Consider the following 16,028-nt stretch of genomic DNA (forward strand, 5'->3'; position numbering starts at 1 on the left):
ATCCCAAGACGCTCTGTCGCGGGACGATACGACGGTCGCCTCCGTGCGACCGATCAGGCGGGCCGGTCGCTGGGTAGAATCGAGTATGGTTATCTCACGCGATCGTGACTGGAGCGCGACATACCGACATAGAGGGATGGGGTTCGGGGAGCCATGCCGACGCGCAGGCCCACGATGAAGGATGTCGCTGAGCGGGCGGGAGTCGCGGTCAGCACGGTGAGCTATGTGCTCAACGACAGCGGACCCGTCGCCGCCGACCGGCGCGTACGGGTGCTGGAGGCCGTCAGCGCGCTGGGCTATTTGCCGAACGAGTCGGCCCGCAACCTCAAGCGTCGCAGTGTGGCCACTGTCGGTCTTGTAGTCCCCGACCTGGTGAACCAGTACTTCGCGATGATCGCCGAGGGAGTGGAGCAGGCCGCGTCCGAGAAGGATGTCCTGGTGGTCTTCTGTACGCCGGAGGCAACCGGTGACGGCGAGTCCTGGAACAGCCGGTTGCTGCGCAGCCAGCGGCTCGACGGGCTCATCTACCTGTCCGGAGCCGAGACCCGGATGGAGCCTCTGGTGGAGCTGACCCGGGTCGGTCCCGTCGTCCTCGTTGACGAGAAGCTCCCCGGCTTCGGCCTGCCGTGCGTGGTCTCGCAGAACCGTCGGGGCGCGCGGGAGATCGCGGCCCACGTTACCTCTCTCGGGCACGAGCAACTGGCCATCCTCAGCGGCCCGCTCGAGCTCTGGACGGCCGAACAGCGCCTCTCGGGCTACCGCGAAGCCATCGCCGCCGCCGGGCTGGATCCCGACACCGTACCTCTGCTCGTCGGCGACTACCGGATGTCGTCGGGCGAGCAACTGGCCGCGGAGATCCTGAGCCGCCCCGCGGGCGAGCGGCCGACAGCGCTGATCTGCGCGAACGACCTGATGGCGATCGGTGCTCTCTCCTACTGTCGCCGCGCCGGCCTGCGGGTGCCGGAGGACGTCTCAGTGGTCGGGTTCGACGACCTGCCGTTCGCTTCCCTCCTCACTCCGGGTCTCACCACCGTCCGGCAGCCCGCGCGGGAGATGGGCGTGAAGGCCGCCAAGCTGCTGCTCGGCATGGTGGACGGCGCCGAGCCGGCCTCTCCGCCGCCTTCGTCGGTCTCGCTGAAGATCCGAGAGTCGACAGGACCGCTCCCCGCCGGCTGAGTAGCGTCCGGGCATCGAGGCCTGGGGGGCGGGCATCCGACCGTGTGGCCGGGCACCAGCCCCTCAGGATTCTCTCCGTAGACGCCGCCGCTGAGCGCTCGCGGGGATGGCGTCCTCATACGGCGCCGACGGCGCGATCGACCGGACCGAGATCGACTCCATGCACGAGCGCCGTGGTGCCCGGCACATCGACTGGGACGCCATCGGCCGGGCGGGCACCGCCGCCGGGGCAGCGTGAGCGAGTGCGACGAAGACAACGACGGAGCCGTCGCCCCCTCCGAGCACGCCATGGCGCCTTGGAACGCACCGCGCCCACCGATGCCTTCAGCGCGTTCTTCGCCGTGACCGTCGCGATCAGCGAGACGCACGAGGTGGGGACCAGCCGACCGGTGCGCGCATCGACAACGAGGCTGCCGGAACCTGGACCATCGACCTACGGCATCGCCCGCTACACCACACGGGACTGTCAAACGAGTGGTGTAACTGGCATTGCGAGATGTCGTATCAGTTGGTGAGCCCTTGTCTCCGTGCAGTTTGCATGGTCGACGGCGTCGTGGCCCGCGTGGACTGCGGATGGGAGGTATGCCTGTCACGAGAGGCCGCAGGGCGAGGCGTTAGCGACGGAGATCGGCAGATTCCATCAGTCGACTATGACGTGGATTTTCGATCCGAGTTCGCCACGATCGGTCGGAGTCGGTCCCGTCAGTCGCCCCCTTCGAGGGCGCGGACGCTGACGGAATCGATGGCGCAGCGCGACCAGTCCAACTCGCCACGGACACCGAGTTCGTCGAGGATGACACGGTGCAGCCGGGCCCACACCCGCGCTTTGGACCACTGGGCGAAGCGTCGCGGCGGGCCTGGCTGGCCCGAACACCGGCGGCAATTGCCGCCAGGAGCAGCCGGACGCCGCCACGAACACGATCGCGGTCAAAACCTAACGGTCGCCCGCCCGCCTCCGCCCGCCGCCCTGTGGGCGTCTGACTTCCGCAGGCGGCACCACCCGCCGAAACGGCTCCCACAACGCCTGCCGACGCTCAGCAGCACGGGGACCCCGCGCCGACGCGCTTCCTCGAACGCATCGTCGGACCACGGCCGCCAGTCGACCGGATTGTCTGCGTGCTGGAGGAGGTAAGGGGACGTCTCGTGCGCCAGATGGTTCGGCATGGCCCCATCCTCCCCCACCTGAACCCCCGCGCGATTTATCCACAGGGAGTTATCCACAGGACTGCCGGATAAGAGCCAGAAGCGGAAGACTGGAAGGAATCTTGCGGAGGGGGATCACATGCCGGGCTCACTGGCGGTGCTGCGGGACAGCCACCGGACGGAGATCGAGCGGCTGCTGTCGCGCGCCGTCGAGGAGGAGGTGCGCCGCTCGGGCGGCCGCACGGACGGCGGGGTGCTGCTCAGCCGGGCGCGGGGCGCCCTGGAGGAGATGGCGGCGACAGCGGTCGAGGAGTACGGCGCGTATGTGCGCGCGCTGGATGAGGCGGAGGCGGGGAGCAGGCCGCTGTCCGCGCGGCTGACGCGCGGACAGCTGGGCGCCCCGGCGCTGGCCGCGACGGTCGCCGCGGCGGCGGCCTTCGGCGCGGATCTCACCTTCGGCACCTCGGCGGGCACGGCGCTGGGCGCGGGGGTGACCGCCGCGGTGGCCGGATCGGCCGCCGCGGTCATCAAGCTCACCGCCGGGCACTGGCCGGCGGCCCACCGCCAGGCCGCGCTGCGCAATCAGCCCGGCGGCGCCGAGCAGCTCAGGCTGCAGTGGCTGACGGCGGTGGAGGTGCGGGGCATCCGGCCGTTCGTCGACCAGCACCGGATGACGACGGCCGCCACCCGCCAGGGCGGCGGCTCGGCGAAGCGCTCCGCCTCCGCCACCGGGCAGGCGCCGCGGCTGCGCGGCGCGGACCGCAGCCAGGCGGCCCGCAGACGCACGGTGCTGGAGCAGTCCTTCGGCCAGCTTCCCGAGGCGGACGGCCCGTTCGCCGGGCGCCGGGCGCAGATGACGCAGATCGCCCAGTGGGTGCGGCAGGCGCGGGCGAGCACCGAGACCAAGCCGACGGTGGTGCTGCTGGAGGGCCCGCCGGGTTCGGGCCGGACCATGCTGGCCGTGCGGGCGGCGCACCATCTGCGCGATCAGTTCCGGGGCGCGTGTCTGGTGGATCTGCGCGGCGACAGCGCCGAGCAGGCCCCGCTGCCGACCCGCGACGCGCTGCTGCATCTGCTGAACCGGCTCGGCGCACCCCGCGACCAGCTGCTCTTCAGGGAGCAGTCCACACAGGACCAGCACCTCAAGCGGCTCACCGAGCTCTATCACCAGCATCTGACCGGGCTGCCGGTGACGATCGTGCTCGACGACGCCAGCGACGCCGCGCAGGTGCGCACGCTGATCCCCGAGCGGTCCGACAGCCTGGTCCTGGTCACCTCGCGGACCCCGCTGACCCTGCCGGCGGATCTGGCCGCCTGGGTGCACCGGCTGGAGGTGGGCCCGCTGGACGAGCCGGGCGCCGAGGAGCTGCTGCGGGCCTCCGCCGAGGAGCCGAGCGGGGCGGGCCCGTACGACGGGCAGTCGGTGGAACGGATCGCGGAGCTGTGCGGGCGGCTGCCGCTGGCGCTGCGGATCGCGGGCTCCTCGCTCGGCCCGCGCACCCCCGGCACCCTCGTCGCCGAGCTGGAGGCGTACGGACCGGTGGGCCCGGTCGAGCGCACCCTGTGGCTGCGCTACACCGACCAGCAGGACGGCGCCCGGCGGCTGCTGCGCCGGCTGGCGCTGGCCGGGCGGGCCAGCCTCGGCACGGCGGCGGCCGCCGCCCTGCTGGCGACCGAGGAGCAGGAGGCGGCCCGCCATCTGGCCGCGCTCGGCCGGGCCGGGCTGATCGAGCATGTGCGCGGCAGCCGCTACCGGCTGCACGATCTGGTGCGCTCCTTCGCCCAGGCCCGGCTGCTGGACGAGGAGCAGCCGGAGCAGCGCACGGCCGCGCAGGAGCGGCTGATCCGCAGCTATGCCGAGCTCGCGGACTCGGTGATCCGGCTGGTCGACGGCAAGACGTCCACCCGCGCCGACATCTTCGTCAAGGGCACGGCCGGCGGCCATGGCTTCACCTCGCTGGACGCGGCGCTGCGCTGGCTGGATGACGAGTCGAGCTTCATCACGGCGGCGCTGCGCCATGCGGAGGGCGTGGACCAGTCCGCGGTGCTGCATCTGCTGGGCGCGCTGTGCGACTACTGCCTGCTGCGCGGCGATCTCTACCGACTGGGCGAGATCAGCGAGCTGACCCAGGCGGTCGACCAGGGGCTGCTGGTGCGGTCGGTGCAGTGGCGCACCGGTATCGCGGCGCGGCAGCTCGGCAAGCTGGACCAGGCACGGACGACGCTGTCCTCGGTGGTGGATCTGTATTTCGAGGCACAGCACGAGGCGGGCGCGGCCCGTGCGCTGTGCAGTCTGGGCATCACCCTGCACCACCAGGGCAATCTGGCGGAGGCGGCGGCGAAGCTGCGTGAGGCGCTGTCGCTGCAGGCGTCCGAGGAGCTGCGCGGGGACCGGGGCTGGACGATGCACGCGCTGGCCGCCGTGGAGCGGGACCGCGGCGGGCTCGCCGAGGCGCTGGAGCTGCTGCACGAGGCCCTGGAGCTGCACGAGGAGAGCGAGAGCCTGCACGGCCAGGCCTGGGCGCACTTCCAGCTCGGCCAGGCGTGTCTGCGGATGGGCGATGTGGAGCGCGCCGAGGCCGAGCTGCGGGACGCGCTGGACGCGTACAGCAGCACCCACGACCAGCGCGGCGAGGCATGGGCGCTGACCCAGCTGGCCCGGGCCCGGCTGGTGGACGGGGAGCCGTCGGCCGCCGTCGACCAGCTGCGCCAGGCCCTCTCCCGGCACCGGGACAACGACGACGCACGCGGCGAGGCGTGGACGCTGTACTACCTGGGCCAGGCGCTGGAGGAGCGCGGCGACCACGATTCGGCGGTGCGCGAGCTGGAGCGGGCCCGCGCAATGTTCAACCGGATGCGGGATGTGTACGGGCTGGCGTGTGCCCGGCATCACTCGGCGCGGGTCACCCGTGATCTGCGGGCGGCGCAGACGGGCTCGCTGCGCAACAGCGGCTTCGCGCGGCAGCTGCTGCAGGATGCCCGGCAGGACTTCCGGCGGGTGGGGGTGGCCCATGGCGAGGCGTGGTCATGCGTCGAGCTGGCGGTGATCGACGCGGGCAACGGCAAGGCCACGCAGGCGCTGGAGCTGGTGGACGAGGCGGCCGGTCTGTTCGCGGGCTATGGGGACCGGCGCGGCCGGTCCTGGGCCCGGTTCCTGCGCTGCACCCTGCTGCCGTTCGCCTCCGCGGGCGGCTCGGTCATCGGCACGGCGGTGGCCCAGGAGGAGCTGGCGGAGCTGCTGCGGGAGCTGCGGGAGGAGGGCGCGGGGGGCGATTCCCGGCTGGAGGGGTGCGCGGAGGCGTTCGCGCTGGTGCTGGAGCGCGGGGTCGAGCCGGAGACGGGGTGGCAGGCATGGCAGCTCGGCATGGTGCCGAGCCGCCACTCCCGCGAGGTCATGGCCGTGCTGCCAGGCGGGACCCGCGCGTGATGCCACCCCGTGCGGACCGGGCGGCCCATCCGGCTCGGGCGGCCCATCCGGCCCGGGCGGCCCATCCGGACCGCGCGCCCCGTCCGGACCGGGCGGCCCGTCCGGACCGGGCGGCCCGGGCGGGGTCAGGCGGTGCGCTCGCCCTTGGTGCCGTCGGCAGCGGCGGAGGCGGTGGCCGGGGCGTTACCGGGCTCCGGCGCCTCCTCGAAGTCCACCTTCTTCATGTGCTTGGTCATGGACTTCATCAGCAGCCACACCACGCCGCCGATCACCGCGAAGACAATGAAGCCGAGGGTGCCCGGGGTCACCTTGTTCTCGTCCAGGTCCTTGGCGAGCGGAACGAGATGCGTCAGGGCGAGGGTGCTTGTCACGCTCATCATGACGTCAATTGTTGCGGATGCCCGCGAAGAGGTCGTCCTCGGGGAGGGAGGTGTCCACAAGCGACTTGGCGAGCTCGTACTCCTCCGTGGGCCAGACCTCCTTCTGGATGTCCATCGGCACCCGGAACCAGCCGCCGTCGGGGTCGATCTGCGTACGGTGCGCGATCAGCGCCTTGTCGCGGATCTCGAAGAAGTCGGCGCACGGCACATAGGTGGTCAGGGTGCGCTCGGCCCGTGCGAACTCCTTCCAGCGCTCCAGCCACTCCCCGTAGGGCGACTCGATGCCGCGCGACAGCAGCGCCTCGTGCAGGGCGACGGTGCGCGGCCGGTTGAAGCCCTGGTTGTAGTAGAGCTTCTGCGGCTGCCAGACCTCCCCGGCCTCGGGGTACTTCTCGGGGTCGCCGGCCGCATCGAACGCCACTATCGTGATCTTGTGGGTCATGATGTGGTCGGGGTGCGGATAGCCGCCGTTCTCGTCATAGGTCGTGATCACCTGCGGCTTGAACGAGCGGATCAGCTTCACCAGCCGGCCCGCGGCCTCGTCCACGTCGTGCAGTGCGAAGCACCCCTCGGGCAGCGGGGGCAGCGGGTCGCCCTCGGGCAGCCCGGAGTCCACGAAGCCCAGCCACTCCTGCTTCACGCCGAGGATCTCGCGCGCCTCGTCCATCTCCTTGGCGCGGACCTCGTGAATGTGCTCCTCGATATAGGGATCACCCTGGAGCTTCGGGTTGAGGATGGAGCCGCGCTCACCGCCTGTGCAGGTCGCGACCAGCACGTCCACCCCCTCGGATACGTACTTGGCCATGGTGGCCGCGCCCTTGCTCGACTCGTCATCCGGATGCGCGTGCACGGCCATCAAACGCAGCTGCTCAGTCAAGTTGGATCCTCAGTATTCGTCGCGGAAGACGGCTTCTATAGTGACCCAAAGCGGGGTCGAATAATTCCGGTGTCCCCCAAGCAGGAGGAACGATCATGGCGGCGGTGCGCGAGGGCCTGCCCGACGGGCGCTACGGCCGGTCCGCCGACGAGCGCGCCAACCGCACGCTGCGGATCGTCGGTGCGGTGCTGGGGGCCGGGCTGGTCGCCCTGATCTCCTGGTTCGGGTACGCATACATCACCGGTCAGGACGTCAGCGGCCGGATGACCGGTTTCAAGGTGGTCGCGGACGACGCCGTCGAGGTCCGGCTGGAGGTCACCAAGGACAAGGACACCACCGGCGTCTGCACCGTGCGTACCCTGGACAAGTACCACACCGAGGTCGGGCGGAAGGACTTCACCTTCGGCCGGCGTCAGGACGACGTGGTCAAGGTGGTCACCGTGCGTACCACGGCCCGCGCGACCAGTGCGGAGCTGATCGGCTGCGAGTCCGCGTCGGGGGGCTGAGCGGCCCCGGCGACCGAGGTGTCCGGCGGCTGAGCCCCAGGCATCCGGCGGCTGAGCCCCAGTGCGGCGGCCGAGCGCGGGACGTCCGGTAGTCGAACCGGACGTGTCGGTCAGCGAGGGACGAGCTGACCAGCGCCGACGGGTTTCCTCCACATTGCGCCCAGTTCCCTCCTCCCCGTTTCTTGCCGGAATTGTTAGGCTCGTGGTTTCGCCCGGCTTTGAAGGCGCACCCTTCTGAGTAGGGCGTTCATTTGTATTCCCAGCACCGACGAGGAGCACCTGTGACCCAGACCAGCGAGAACGTCACCTGGCTGACCCAGGAGGCGTACGACCAGCTCAAGGCCGAGCTGGAGTACCTGTCGGGTCCCGCACGTATCGAGATCGCGAAGAAGATCGAGGCTGCCCGGGAGGAGGGTGACCTCCGGGAGAACGGGGGTTACCACGCCGCCAAGGAGGAGCAGGGCAAGCAGGAGCTCCGAGTGCGTCAGCTGACGCAGCTCCTGGAGCACGCGAAGGTCGGCGAGGCACCCGCGGACACCGGCGTGGTCGCCCCCGGCATGGTCGTCACGATCGCCTTCGACGGCGACCCGGACGACACCCTCACTTTCCTGCTCGCCTCGCGTGAGTACGCGAGCTCGGACATCGAGACCTTCTCGCCCCAGTCCCCGCTGGGCTCGGGTGTGAACGGCAAGAAGGTCGGCCAGGACGCCGAGTACGAGCTGCCCAATGGCCGCACCGCCTCGGTGCGGATCCTGGAGGCCAAGCCCTACCAGGGCTGAGCGCCCACGGAAGAGCCCCGGCCGGACGGCCGGGGCTCTATCGGTCTTCTGAGACTTCTCAGGCGGTCGCCGAGCGGTACTTACGGACCGACAGCGTCCGGAAGACCAGGATGATCAGCAGCGACCAGAGGATCGACGCCGGCACGGGGTGCTGCATCGGCCAGGCGTCCGAGACCACGCCCTCCGGATTGCCGAACAGCTGCCGTAGCCGAGCAGAAGCAGCAGCGCGAAGGCGCCGAGCGCCTTCAGGATGCCGTCGTGGATGCGCCAGCCGACGATGACCGCGACGATCGCCAGCACGACCAGCGTCAGCGCCGTCTGCACCAGATCCGCGAGCGTACGGCCCGTGAGCACCGCGCCGCGCGCCATCGGCAGCGAGCGGAAGCGGTCGATCAGCCCCTTGTGCATATCGTCGGCGATCCCCGCGCCCGCGCCCGCCGTGGCGAAGGTGACGGTCTGCGCGAAGATCCCGCCCATCAGGAACTCGCGATATACGGTCGCGTCGGCGCTGGCCTGCCCCGGGACCATGATCGCGCCGCCGAAGACATAGCTGAACAGCACCACGAACATGATCGGCTGGATCAGGCCGAAAATCACCATCTCCCGTCGCAGGCATCCAGAGTCTCCAGCTCCAGCGCCGCGAACTTGGGATCAATGCTGCCTGTGACCTCCATGGGAGGCAGGATCAGAAGCGGCGGCACCGGGACCCCACCGGAGCCTGTCAGAGCCTCCATGACGGCCGCCCATGCACCCGAGGTCCGCCAGACCTCTGCGCGCCGCCTCACGGCACTCCAGGAGTTCCCAGAGACCGTCACCTCGCTCCACGGGGCAGCGGTCCGTAGCTTCCACAAGATCGCCTCGAACATCTCACGCTTCGGCGTCCAGTTCTGGCGAGGGCCGGGAAGCATGGCATCGACTGTCTCCCACTCCTCATTGCTGATCTTGAGAGGCACAAGCGTGCCTGTCTCCCTGTGCCATTCCGTGAGGGGTTCGGCGATGCCCTTCCGGTGCTGCTGCCCCTTGCCGACCACCTGCACGCGGATGTCCAACAGCTCAAGCAGGTCACGACGCTGCACAGGAGTGAAGGAGTCCATCTCGGTCGCCTGCCCCTCCACAAGGGCAACGATCTCGTCTGCTCGCTGCTGCTGATCTTCGGCGTCTCGAAGCCAACGAGCCACCCGCTCGCGCTCGGTGGTCAGCTCCTCTTCCTTCGCTTGGAGGGCTTGTTTCACCTCTCTGATCGTCTCCTCGTCGATGCCGTCGCCGGCGCCCTCACCCAACTCGTCCTCAAAGAGCTGGGTGAGCCTCTGGAGGAGCTGCCCCTTGCGGCTGGCCTTCTTCTTCTCGATCTGCGCGTCCAGCTCGGCGAGACGCTCCCGATAGGTCTCACTTCGGGCCGGGATCGCTCCCAACCACCTGGCAGCGAGCGCCCTGAACTTGTCCACCTCCGAGAGCAGAGCCTCGATCTCAGCCCAGACGGTCTTTTCCACATCGGGTGCGGGCAGTTCCGCGCACTCGCAGTTCAGTCCCAGCCGCTTGCCCATGCAGCGGTAGTAACCGATGGGCGATTCGCCGGACTTCCCACCTGTGTAGTGACCGCCGCACAGGGCGTACAGACGACCGGTGAACAGGTAGTGATTGAGGTTCTTCTTCGTGAACGACCGCCTGTTGAGAGCCTTGCGCAGAGCTTCCACGCGCTTCGGATCACTGATCGGACGGGGAACCTCGATCCGGAAGACCTCAAAGGCCTCCTCTTCGTCATCCTCGGCCGTGCGCTCAATGCGGAACTCCACATATCCGTCAAGCGCAGTGGAGTTGAGCCGCCTGGCCAGGTTCGACCCGGTCCACGGCAGGCCCTTACGGGTGCGGATGCCAAGGGTGTTCAGGTGCTCGGCAGCCTCGTTGCGTGAGTAGCCGAGGTCTACGACCAGATTCGTGGCGATGTTGATCACGCGCACCTCATCCTCACAGAGGACGGGAGTCGCCTTCCTTCCCTTGCCGCCGAGAGTCACCCCGTACGGAGGCTGGCCAAGAGGCCAACCGCCGGCAGCCAACTTCTCCTCCCGACCGCCCATGGTTCGCTCAAGGATCAGGGTGTGTTCCAGCTCCGCCATGTACGACAGCAGGCTCATCATGATGCCGAAGAGTTCGTCGTCACTGTCCAGACGGCCATCCGCCGTAGCAACCCTGATCTTGTGGTGCTTGGTGGCGTTGAACACCCAAAGGTGGATGTCCTCCATGGCCCGTCCGATGCGGTCCAGCTTGCCGAAGACAACGAGGTCGATGAGACCCTTTTCAATTGCTCCGGTCATCTCGTCGAGGTCAGGTCGCGAGTCGTTCTTCCCGGACCCTCCACCATCGACGTAGACCTTGTGAATCTTGTACTTTCCAGGGCCTAGCTTGTAGTCCAGCCATGCCTTGCACTGCTTTTCCTGAGTATCGAGGCCGTATCCCTCGACCTGCTTCGCGGTAGATACGCGAAGGTAGACGGCTACGCGAACCACGCCCCGAACAGTCCGGCGCCCGCGCATGACGGTACCCTTCCCCATGTCAGTCCCTTCGTGACTGGCAGGCCGGTCCATGACTGGCCTGGTCCCAGGGGGTTGCCGCCCTCTGGGACCTCCATGTGATGTCCCGTCAGGATAGCCGGTACACCTGCTAATCCGCAGGTCTTTTCCGAAAACTGCCGCCCTGCCTATTCCTGTTGGGTAGCCGACCGAATAAAAGATCAGCCAGACGCTGCTCTTCGCGATCTCCCCACTCAACAGCACGCCAACGAGACACCACTTCGCCAGGCTGCGGCCGTTACTTCTTCGGGCAGCTCATTCGCACCGCCCCTGTTCGTTCATTGCTTCATGGGCGAACTCCCTGTTTCGGGAAAGGTCTTCTGCGCTTCCCGCAGCGAATTGGGCAGCACCAGGGGTGTGACCGGAGCCGGCATAACGCCAGGTGGCCTCTGTGACTGTCCCCTCTCCCGGCTCCGCGCCGTCCTTTCGGTGGGCAGCGCGGTCGGTGCGCAAGGCCGCGTAGGTGGTGGAGTAGGCGCGGGATTTGGTGAGGATGTGGCCCCGGTAGCCGAGAGTGTGAGCCCAGGCCCGGAGACGGAGGGGCGCGTACTCGGGTAGGCCGCTGAGGCGCCAGCAGGTGCGCATGAGGGTGCGGACATGTTCGTTGACGGGTGCGGACTCGATGCCGTCCCAGGTGGTGACTCTGTGGTCGATGCCGGCTCCGGTTTCGCTGGCGCCGTTCGTGACGTACTTCGCCACGTACGCCGCAACGGCGTCATCGTCGGGTCCGGCGCCGTTGGTGCCGAGCGGTCGGGCGTCGACCTGGGCGCCCCAGCGCAAAACCCACTCGCCCACGGCCCGGCTGTAGGGCGTTCGGACCAGGACCCGCCGCTCGGCGCACTTTCCGGGTCTATTGCGCCATCCTGACCCTGTAGTCAACACTTCTATGAGCCAGCTGAGAGTGCTGCGCGAAAAGCACTTTGACGACATTCCAAAACTCGATTCGAACCTCTCCACCGCTGGCGCAGCGGTGGAGCCAAATGACCTAGATTCGGAACACGTCGCAATCTTCATGCCCTGTGCGCCTGTCTGCAGACGAAGAAGCAGAGACTGAGATCATGTTCCAATCGCGATTTGAGTCAATTGAGGCTCAAAAGGCGGCAGTCGATCAGGAGACGGAGCAGAAGCGAAGCGAGGCTAGGCAGGAGCTGGCAGTTACCCGTACGCGCCTCGCGGATGTAAATCAAGAGGAATTGGAGGCCCTCCGGGAGCGAATGAGAGAGCTGGATCTTCAGATTGCCGATATTCGCGCAAGTGCGGCTGAAGTGCATCATCTGAACCAGTCAAGAAACTTGCTGATGATGGGCACTCGAAAGGTTTCGTACTGGCGATATGTTCGGTTTCTTTGTCTCAGATGGTAGGGCATCGAAGAGGCTGAGCGTCCACCTCTCCTCAGAGCGGATCGGAGGTGGCTTCTACCTCTTCACCCCGGCACGCCCTTCTGAGGTCGCCCGCCGGCACGAGCGGCCTCAGAACAGTTCACCAAACTCCCCGAATCTGGGAAAACGGAAATATCAACTGGCCGTCCGGCGGTACTTGCGAACCGCGAGCGTGCGGAAGGCGACGATGATCAGGACCGAGTAGATCAGCGACGCCCACACCGGATGCTGCATGGGCCAGGCATCGGACGGGGACAGGCCGGGGTCACCGAAGAGCTTGCGGCACGCCTGCACGGTCGCGCTGAACGGGTTCCACTCGGCGATGTGGCGCAGCCAGGGCGTCATCTTGCTGGAGTCCACGAAGGCATTCGAGATGAACGTCACCGGGAAGAGCCAGATCAGTCCGCCGGATGTAGCCGCCTCCGGGGTGCGCACGGACAGACCGATCAGCGCGCCGATCCATGTGAAGGCGTATCCCAGAAGAAGCAGTAGGCCGAAGCCGCCCAAGATCTTCCCGAAGTTGGTCGGGTCCACGGAGCCGGGGCGCCAACCCACGAGCAACGCGACGATCGCGAGGACGAGTAGCGTCAAGGCCGTCTGCGCGAGATCCGCAACGGTCCGCCCGGTCAGCACCGCGCCGCGCGCCATGGGCAGTGAGCGGAACCGGTCGATGAGCCCCTTGTGCATGTCGTCGGCGATGCCGGCCCCGGAACTGGCGGTGGCGAACGTGACGGTCTGCGCGAAGATGCCCGCCATCAGGAAGTTCTTGTAGACGTCCAGACCGGTGCTGGTGCCGATCTGCATCGAACCGCCGAACACGTAGGTGAACAGCACCACGAACATGATGGGCTGGATGAGCCCAAACAGAATCATTTCGGGAATCCTGGTCATCCGAATCAAGTTCCGGCGGGCCATGACCAGGGAATCGTTCACGGCGCTCACTTGACCTGCTCCTTCAACGCGTTGGGCCGCCGGTCTCGGATTCGCGGCGAGGTGCAATCTGACCGATACGAGCGAACAGGATTGGACTGCAGCGGTCCGCCGCCCGGCCGGGGGGCCGCCGCGACGGTGGCTCCGGTCTCCTCGACAACGGCCATCACTTGTCTCCCTTGTCCGCGCCCGCGCCCACGCCCGCGCTCTTGCCGTCGCCCGCGGCCTTGTCCGCGCCGCCGCCTGCCTGGCCGTCGGTCGCGGCGCCGCCGTCCCCGGCCCCATGGCCGGTGAGCGAGATGAACACGTCGTCGAGGGTCGGGCGGCGCAGCCCGATGTCGTCGATCTCGACTCCGCGGGTGTCCAGCTCGCGGATGACCTCGGCGAGCAGCTTGGCGCCGCCCACGACCGGCACGGTGACCTTGCGGGTGTGCTCCTGGACGGTGGTCTCGCCCTTGCCGAGCACCCGCAGGACCTGCTCGGCGACCGTGATGTGCTCGCGCTCGTGCACCACGACCTCCACGCGCTCCCCGCCCGTACGGGCCTTGAGCTGGTCGGAGGTGCCGCGCGCGATGACCCGGCCGCGGTCGATCACGCAGATGTCATGCGCCAGATGGTCCGCCTCCTCCAGATACTGGGTGGTCAGCAGCAGCGTCGTGCCGCCGGCCACCAGCTCCTGGATGACCTCCCACAGCGCCTGCCGGTTGCGCGGGTCCAGACCGGTGGTCGGCTCGTCCATGAACATCACGGGCGGGCTGACGACCAGGGCGGCCGCGAGGTCGAGCCGGCGCCGCATACCGCCGGAGTACGTCTTGGCGGTCCGGTCGGCCGCGTCCGCGAGGTTGAACTGCTCCAGCAGCTCGGCGGCGCGAGCCTTCGACTGGCGCGCGCCCATCTGGTAGAGCTGGCCGACCATCTGGAGGTTCTCGCGCCCCGTCAGATATTCGTCGACGGCGGCGAACTGCCCGGACAGCCCGATGGAACGGCGGACCTCGTTGGGGTGCTTCAGCACATCCACCCCCGCGACCACCGCCGTCCCGCTGTCCGGACGCAGCAGCGTGGTCAGCACGCGCACCGCGGTGGTCTTGCCCGCGCCGTTGGGGCCGAGCAGTCCGAGGACGGTTCCTTCCGGTACGTCGAGGTCGACGCCGTCCAGAGCCCTTACTTTGCCGAAGGTTTTCACCAGGCCCTCGGCATGAATAGCGCCTGGCATGTTGGCACTCCCAGGGGTTGGGTCAGTTCCACGGAGATCAGTTGACGCCATGTGCGACGAATGTTTCCCGCCACGGCGAACACACCTGCTCAATCAAGGCATACGTCCCCCGGCCTGTGCATCACACAGCGGCAAGTGGATCCGTATCGTATCCTAGACGCGATACATCGCGATATACGCGGGGCCAACGAAAACGCGACAGCCCGGCCTCCCTCAGGCCCCTCACCGGCCCTCAGACCCGCCACACCCCTCGGACCGGCTCCAACCGGCCCTCAGGCCATCACGGTGTACCCGGCCCCGCGCAGCGCCTCACGGACCTCGTCACAATGCGCCGGCCCCTTCGTCTCCAGCTGCAGCTCCACCTCCGCCTCGCTCAGCCCCAGCCTCGGGTTGGTCCGCACATGGCTGATATCGAGAACATTCGCATCCGCCACTGACAACGCCCCCAACAACGTGGCCAACGCCCCCGGCCGGTCCGTGAGCCGCAGCCGCAGCGACAGATAGCGCCCCGCTGCGGCCATGCCGTGCCGCAGGATGCGCTGCATCAGCAGCGGATCCACATTGCCGCCCGAGAGCACCGCCACCACCGGCCCCTCGAAGGACTCCGGCGCCGACAGCAGCGCGGCCACCGGGCTCGCGCCCGCCGGCTCCACCACCAGCTTCGCCCGCTCGAGGCAGAGCAGCAGCGCGCTGGACAGCTCGTCCTCGGTGACCGTACGGACCTCGTCCACGAGATCGCCAATGATTTTGAACGGAACGTCGCCCGGCCGCCCCACCTTGATGCCGTCGGCCATCGTCACGGGCGCCTCGATCGACACCGGCCGCCCCGCGGCGAGCGAGGGCGGATACGCGGCGGCGCCCTCCGCCTGCACCCCCACCACCCGCACATCCGGCCGCAGCGCTTTCACCGCCAGCGCGACCCCGGCGGCCAGCCCGCCCCCGCCGATGCCCACCACGACCGTGCGCACCTCGGGGCACTGCTCCAGGATCTCCAGCCCCAGCGTGCCCTGCCCCGCGATGATGTCCGGGTGGTCGAAGGGATGGATGAAGACCGCGCCCGTCTCCTCGGCGTACTCCTGCGCCGCCCGCATCGTCTCGTCCACGATCTGGCCGCACAGCCTCACCTCGGCCCCGTACTCCCGGGTGGCCGCCACCTTCGGCAGCGGCGCCCCCTCGGGCATGAGGACGGTCGAGCGCACCCCCAGCAGCGAGGCGGCGAGCGCGACGCCCTGCGCATGGTTCCCGGCGCTCGCCGCGACGACCCCCGCCGCCCGCTCCTCGGGGGTGAGCCCGGCGATCCGCACATACGCGCCGCGCAGCTTGAAAGACCCCGTACGCTGCAGGTTCTCGCATTTGAGATGCACCGGCGAGCCGACCAGGCCGGACAGATAGCGGCTGCCTTCCAGCGCGGTGAGCCGCGAGACCCCCGACAGCGTCTTCTGTGCCGCGCGCACATCGTCGAGGGTGATCGCGGAGTGTGCGGGGCGCGGGACGGAGTCGGGGCCGCCCTCGCCGTCGAGTCGTGCAGCCATGGTCACAGTCTCGCAGCTCGCCCCGGGCCCGGCGGCCCGGCCCGATCGGGATCGGCAGGTTTCTGCAGCCCCCGTACGGGCAGGGCCCCAGCCGCGTACTCTGTGCCACATCCCACAGA

At 68.6% G+C, this 16,028-nt stretch carries 12 protein-coding genes and 3 pseudogenes; 5 read left to right on the forward strand and 10 right to left on the reverse strand.

Going from position 1 to position 16,028, the window contains the following annotated elements; translation table 11 throughout:
• Positions 1 to 174 precede the first annotated feature (174 nt).
• The gene (locus tag ABZS71_RS27965) at positions 175 to 1,176 is read left to right on the forward strand and encodes a LacI family DNA-binding transcriptional regulator (protein WP_355860015.1); all 1,002 of its coding nucleotides are present in this window, start codon (positions 175 to 177) and stop codon (positions 1,174 to 1,176) included.
• Between the two features lie 106 nt (positions 1,177 to 1,282).
• Positions 1,283 to 1,414, forward strand: a complete 132-nt coding sequence (locus ABZS71_RS27970) for a hypothetical protein (protein WP_355860013.1) — start codon at positions 1,283 to 1,285, stop codon at positions 1,412 to 1,414.
• A 277-nt stretch (positions 1,415 to 1,691) separates the two neighbouring features.
• On the opposite strand, the pseudogene ABZS71_RS27975 reads toward ABZS71_RS27970, so the two are convergent.
• Positions 1,692 to 2,197, reverse strand: a pseudogene (locus ABZS71_RS27975) (transposase); the annotation flags it as partial.
• Between the two features lie 14 nt (positions 2,198 to 2,211).
• A pseudogene (locus ABZS71_RS27980) lies at positions 2,212 to 2,340 on the reverse strand (DUF255 domain-containing protein); the annotation flags it as partial.
• Positions 2,341 to 2,458: 118 nt separating this feature from the next.
• Between ABZS71_RS27980 and ABZS71_RS27985 the strand changes: the two are divergent.
• Positions 2,459 to 5,746, forward strand: coding sequence for a tetratricopeptide repeat protein (locus ABZS71_RS27985; RefSeq protein WP_356214530.1), 3,288 nt, complete (start codon positions 2,459 to 2,461; stop codon positions 5,744 to 5,746).
• Between the two features lie 125 nt (positions 5,747 to 5,871).
• Here the strand turns inward: ABZS71_RS27985 and ABZS71_RS27990 are convergent, their stop codons facing one another.
• On the reverse strand, positions 5,872 to 6,123 hold the full coding sequence (locus ABZS71_RS27990; RefSeq protein ID WP_356214581.1) for a hypothetical protein: 252 nt from the start codon (positions 6,121 to 6,123) through the stop codon (positions 5,872 to 5,874).
• Between the two features lie 7 nt (positions 6,124 to 6,130).
• A complete protein-coding gene (gene mca / locus ABZS71_RS27995) occupies positions 6,131 to 7,003 on the reverse strand; it encodes a mycothiol conjugate amidase Mca (RefSeq protein ID WP_356214533.1) in 873 nt (290 codons plus the stop codon).
• Positions 7,004 to 7,098: 95 nt separating this feature from the next.
• On the opposite strand from mca, the gene ABZS71_RS28000 reads away from it, so the two are divergent.
• Positions 7,099 to 7,509, forward strand: coding sequence for a DUF4307 domain-containing protein (locus ABZS71_RS28000; RefSeq protein WP_356214535.1), 411 nt, complete (start codon positions 7,099 to 7,101; stop codon positions 7,507 to 7,509).
• Between the two features lie 281 nt (positions 7,510 to 7,790).
• Complete coding sequence (gene greA / locus ABZS71_RS28005; protein WP_355852999.1) at positions 7,791 to 8,288, forward strand: transcription elongation factor GreA; 498 nt, start codon at positions 7,791 to 7,793, stop codon at positions 8,286 to 8,288.
• A 58-nt stretch (positions 8,289 to 8,346) separates the two neighbouring features.
• Here the strand turns inward: greA and ABZS71_RS28010 are convergent.
• The 6 genes and pseudogenes from ABZS71_RS28010 to ilvA form a co-directional block, all read right to left on the reverse strand.
• Positions 8,347 to 8,888: pseudogene (locus tag ABZS71_RS28010) on the reverse strand (hypothetical protein).
• Positions 8,882 to 10,837 (reverse strand): recombinase family protein, encoded by a 1,956-nt coding sequence (locus ABZS71_RS28015; RefSeq protein WP_356214537.1) that lies wholly within the window; start codon positions 10,835 to 10,837, stop codon positions 8,882 to 8,884. Before ABZS71_RS28015 ends, ABZS71_RS28010 begins: the two are co-directional and overlap by 7 nt.
• Before the next feature lie 273 nt (positions 10,838 to 11,110).
• Positions 11,111 to 11,650 (reverse strand): replication initiator, encoded by a 540-nt coding sequence (locus tag ABZS71_RS28020; RefSeq protein ID WP_356214539.1) that lies wholly within the window; start codon positions 11,648 to 11,650, stop codon positions 11,111 to 11,113.
• 719 nt (positions 11,651 to 12,369) lie between these two features.
• The gene (locus ABZS71_RS28025) at positions 12,370 to 13,149 is read right to left on the reverse strand and encodes an ABC transporter permease (RefSeq protein WP_356214583.1); all 780 of its coding nucleotides are present in this window, start codon (positions 13,147 to 13,149) and stop codon (positions 12,370 to 12,372) included.
• Between the two features lie 181 nt (positions 13,150 to 13,330).
• Positions 13,331 to 14,377: an ATP-binding cassette domain-containing protein gene (locus tag ABZS71_RS28030; protein ID WP_356214541.1), complete on the reverse strand. Its 1,047-nt coding sequence runs from the start codon at positions 14,375 to 14,377 to the stop codon at positions 13,331 to 13,333.
• Between the two features lie 272 nt (positions 14,378 to 14,649).
• A complete protein-coding gene (gene ilvA, locus ABZS71_RS28035) occupies positions 14,650 to 15,909 on the reverse strand; it encodes a threonine ammonia-lyase (RefSeq protein WP_355853008.1) in 1,260 nt (419 codons plus the stop codon).
• Between the last annotated feature and the right edge of the window lie 119 nt (positions 15,910 to 16,028).

The organism is Streptomyces sp. NPDC005393 (assembly GCF_040606675.1).
Taxonomy (GTDB): Bacteria; Actinomycetota; Actinomycetes; order Streptomycetales; family Streptomycetaceae; genus Streptomyces.

What these genes read in the sequence shown, in the direction of transcription:
- ABZS71_RS27965 (WP_355860015.1), top strand. Translation starts at nt 175, where the DNA reads ATGAAGGATGTCGCTGAGCGGGCGGGAGTCGCGGTCAGCACGGTGAGC.
- ABZS71_RS27970 (WP_355860013.1), top strand. Translation starts at nt 1,283, where the DNA reads ATGGCGTCCTCATACGGCGCCGACGGCGCGATCGACCGGACCGAGATC.
- ABZS71_RS27985 (WP_356214530.1), top strand. Translation starts at nt 2,459, where the DNA reads ATGCCGGGCTCACTGGCGGTGCTGCGGGACAGCCACCGGACGGAGATC.
- ABZS71_RS27990 (WP_356214581.1), bottom strand. Translation starts at nt 6,123, where the DNA reads ATGAGCGTGACAAGCACCCTCGCCCTGACGCATCTCGTTCCGCTCGCC.
- ABZS71_RS28000 (WP_356214535.1), top strand. Translation starts at nt 7,099, where the DNA reads ATGGCGGCGGTGCGCGAGGGCCTGCCCGACGGGCGCTACGGCCGGTCC.
- ABZS71_RS28015 (WP_356214537.1), bottom strand. Translation starts at nt 10,837, where the DNA reads ATGGGGAAGGGTACCGTCATGCGCGGGCGCCGGACTGTTCGGGGCGTG.
- ABZS71_RS28025 (WP_356214583.1), bottom strand. Translation starts at nt 13,149, where the DNA reads ATGGCCCGCCGGAACTTGATTCGGATGACCAGGATTCCCGAAATGATT.
- ABZS71_RS28030 (WP_356214541.1), bottom strand. Translation starts at nt 14,377, where the DNA reads ATGCCAGGCGCTATTCATGCCGAGGGCCTGGTGAAAACCTTCGGCAAA.
- ilvA (WP_355853008.1), bottom strand. Translation starts at nt 15,909, where the DNA reads ATGGCTGCACGACTCGACGGCGAGGGCGGCCCCGACTCCGTCCCGCGC.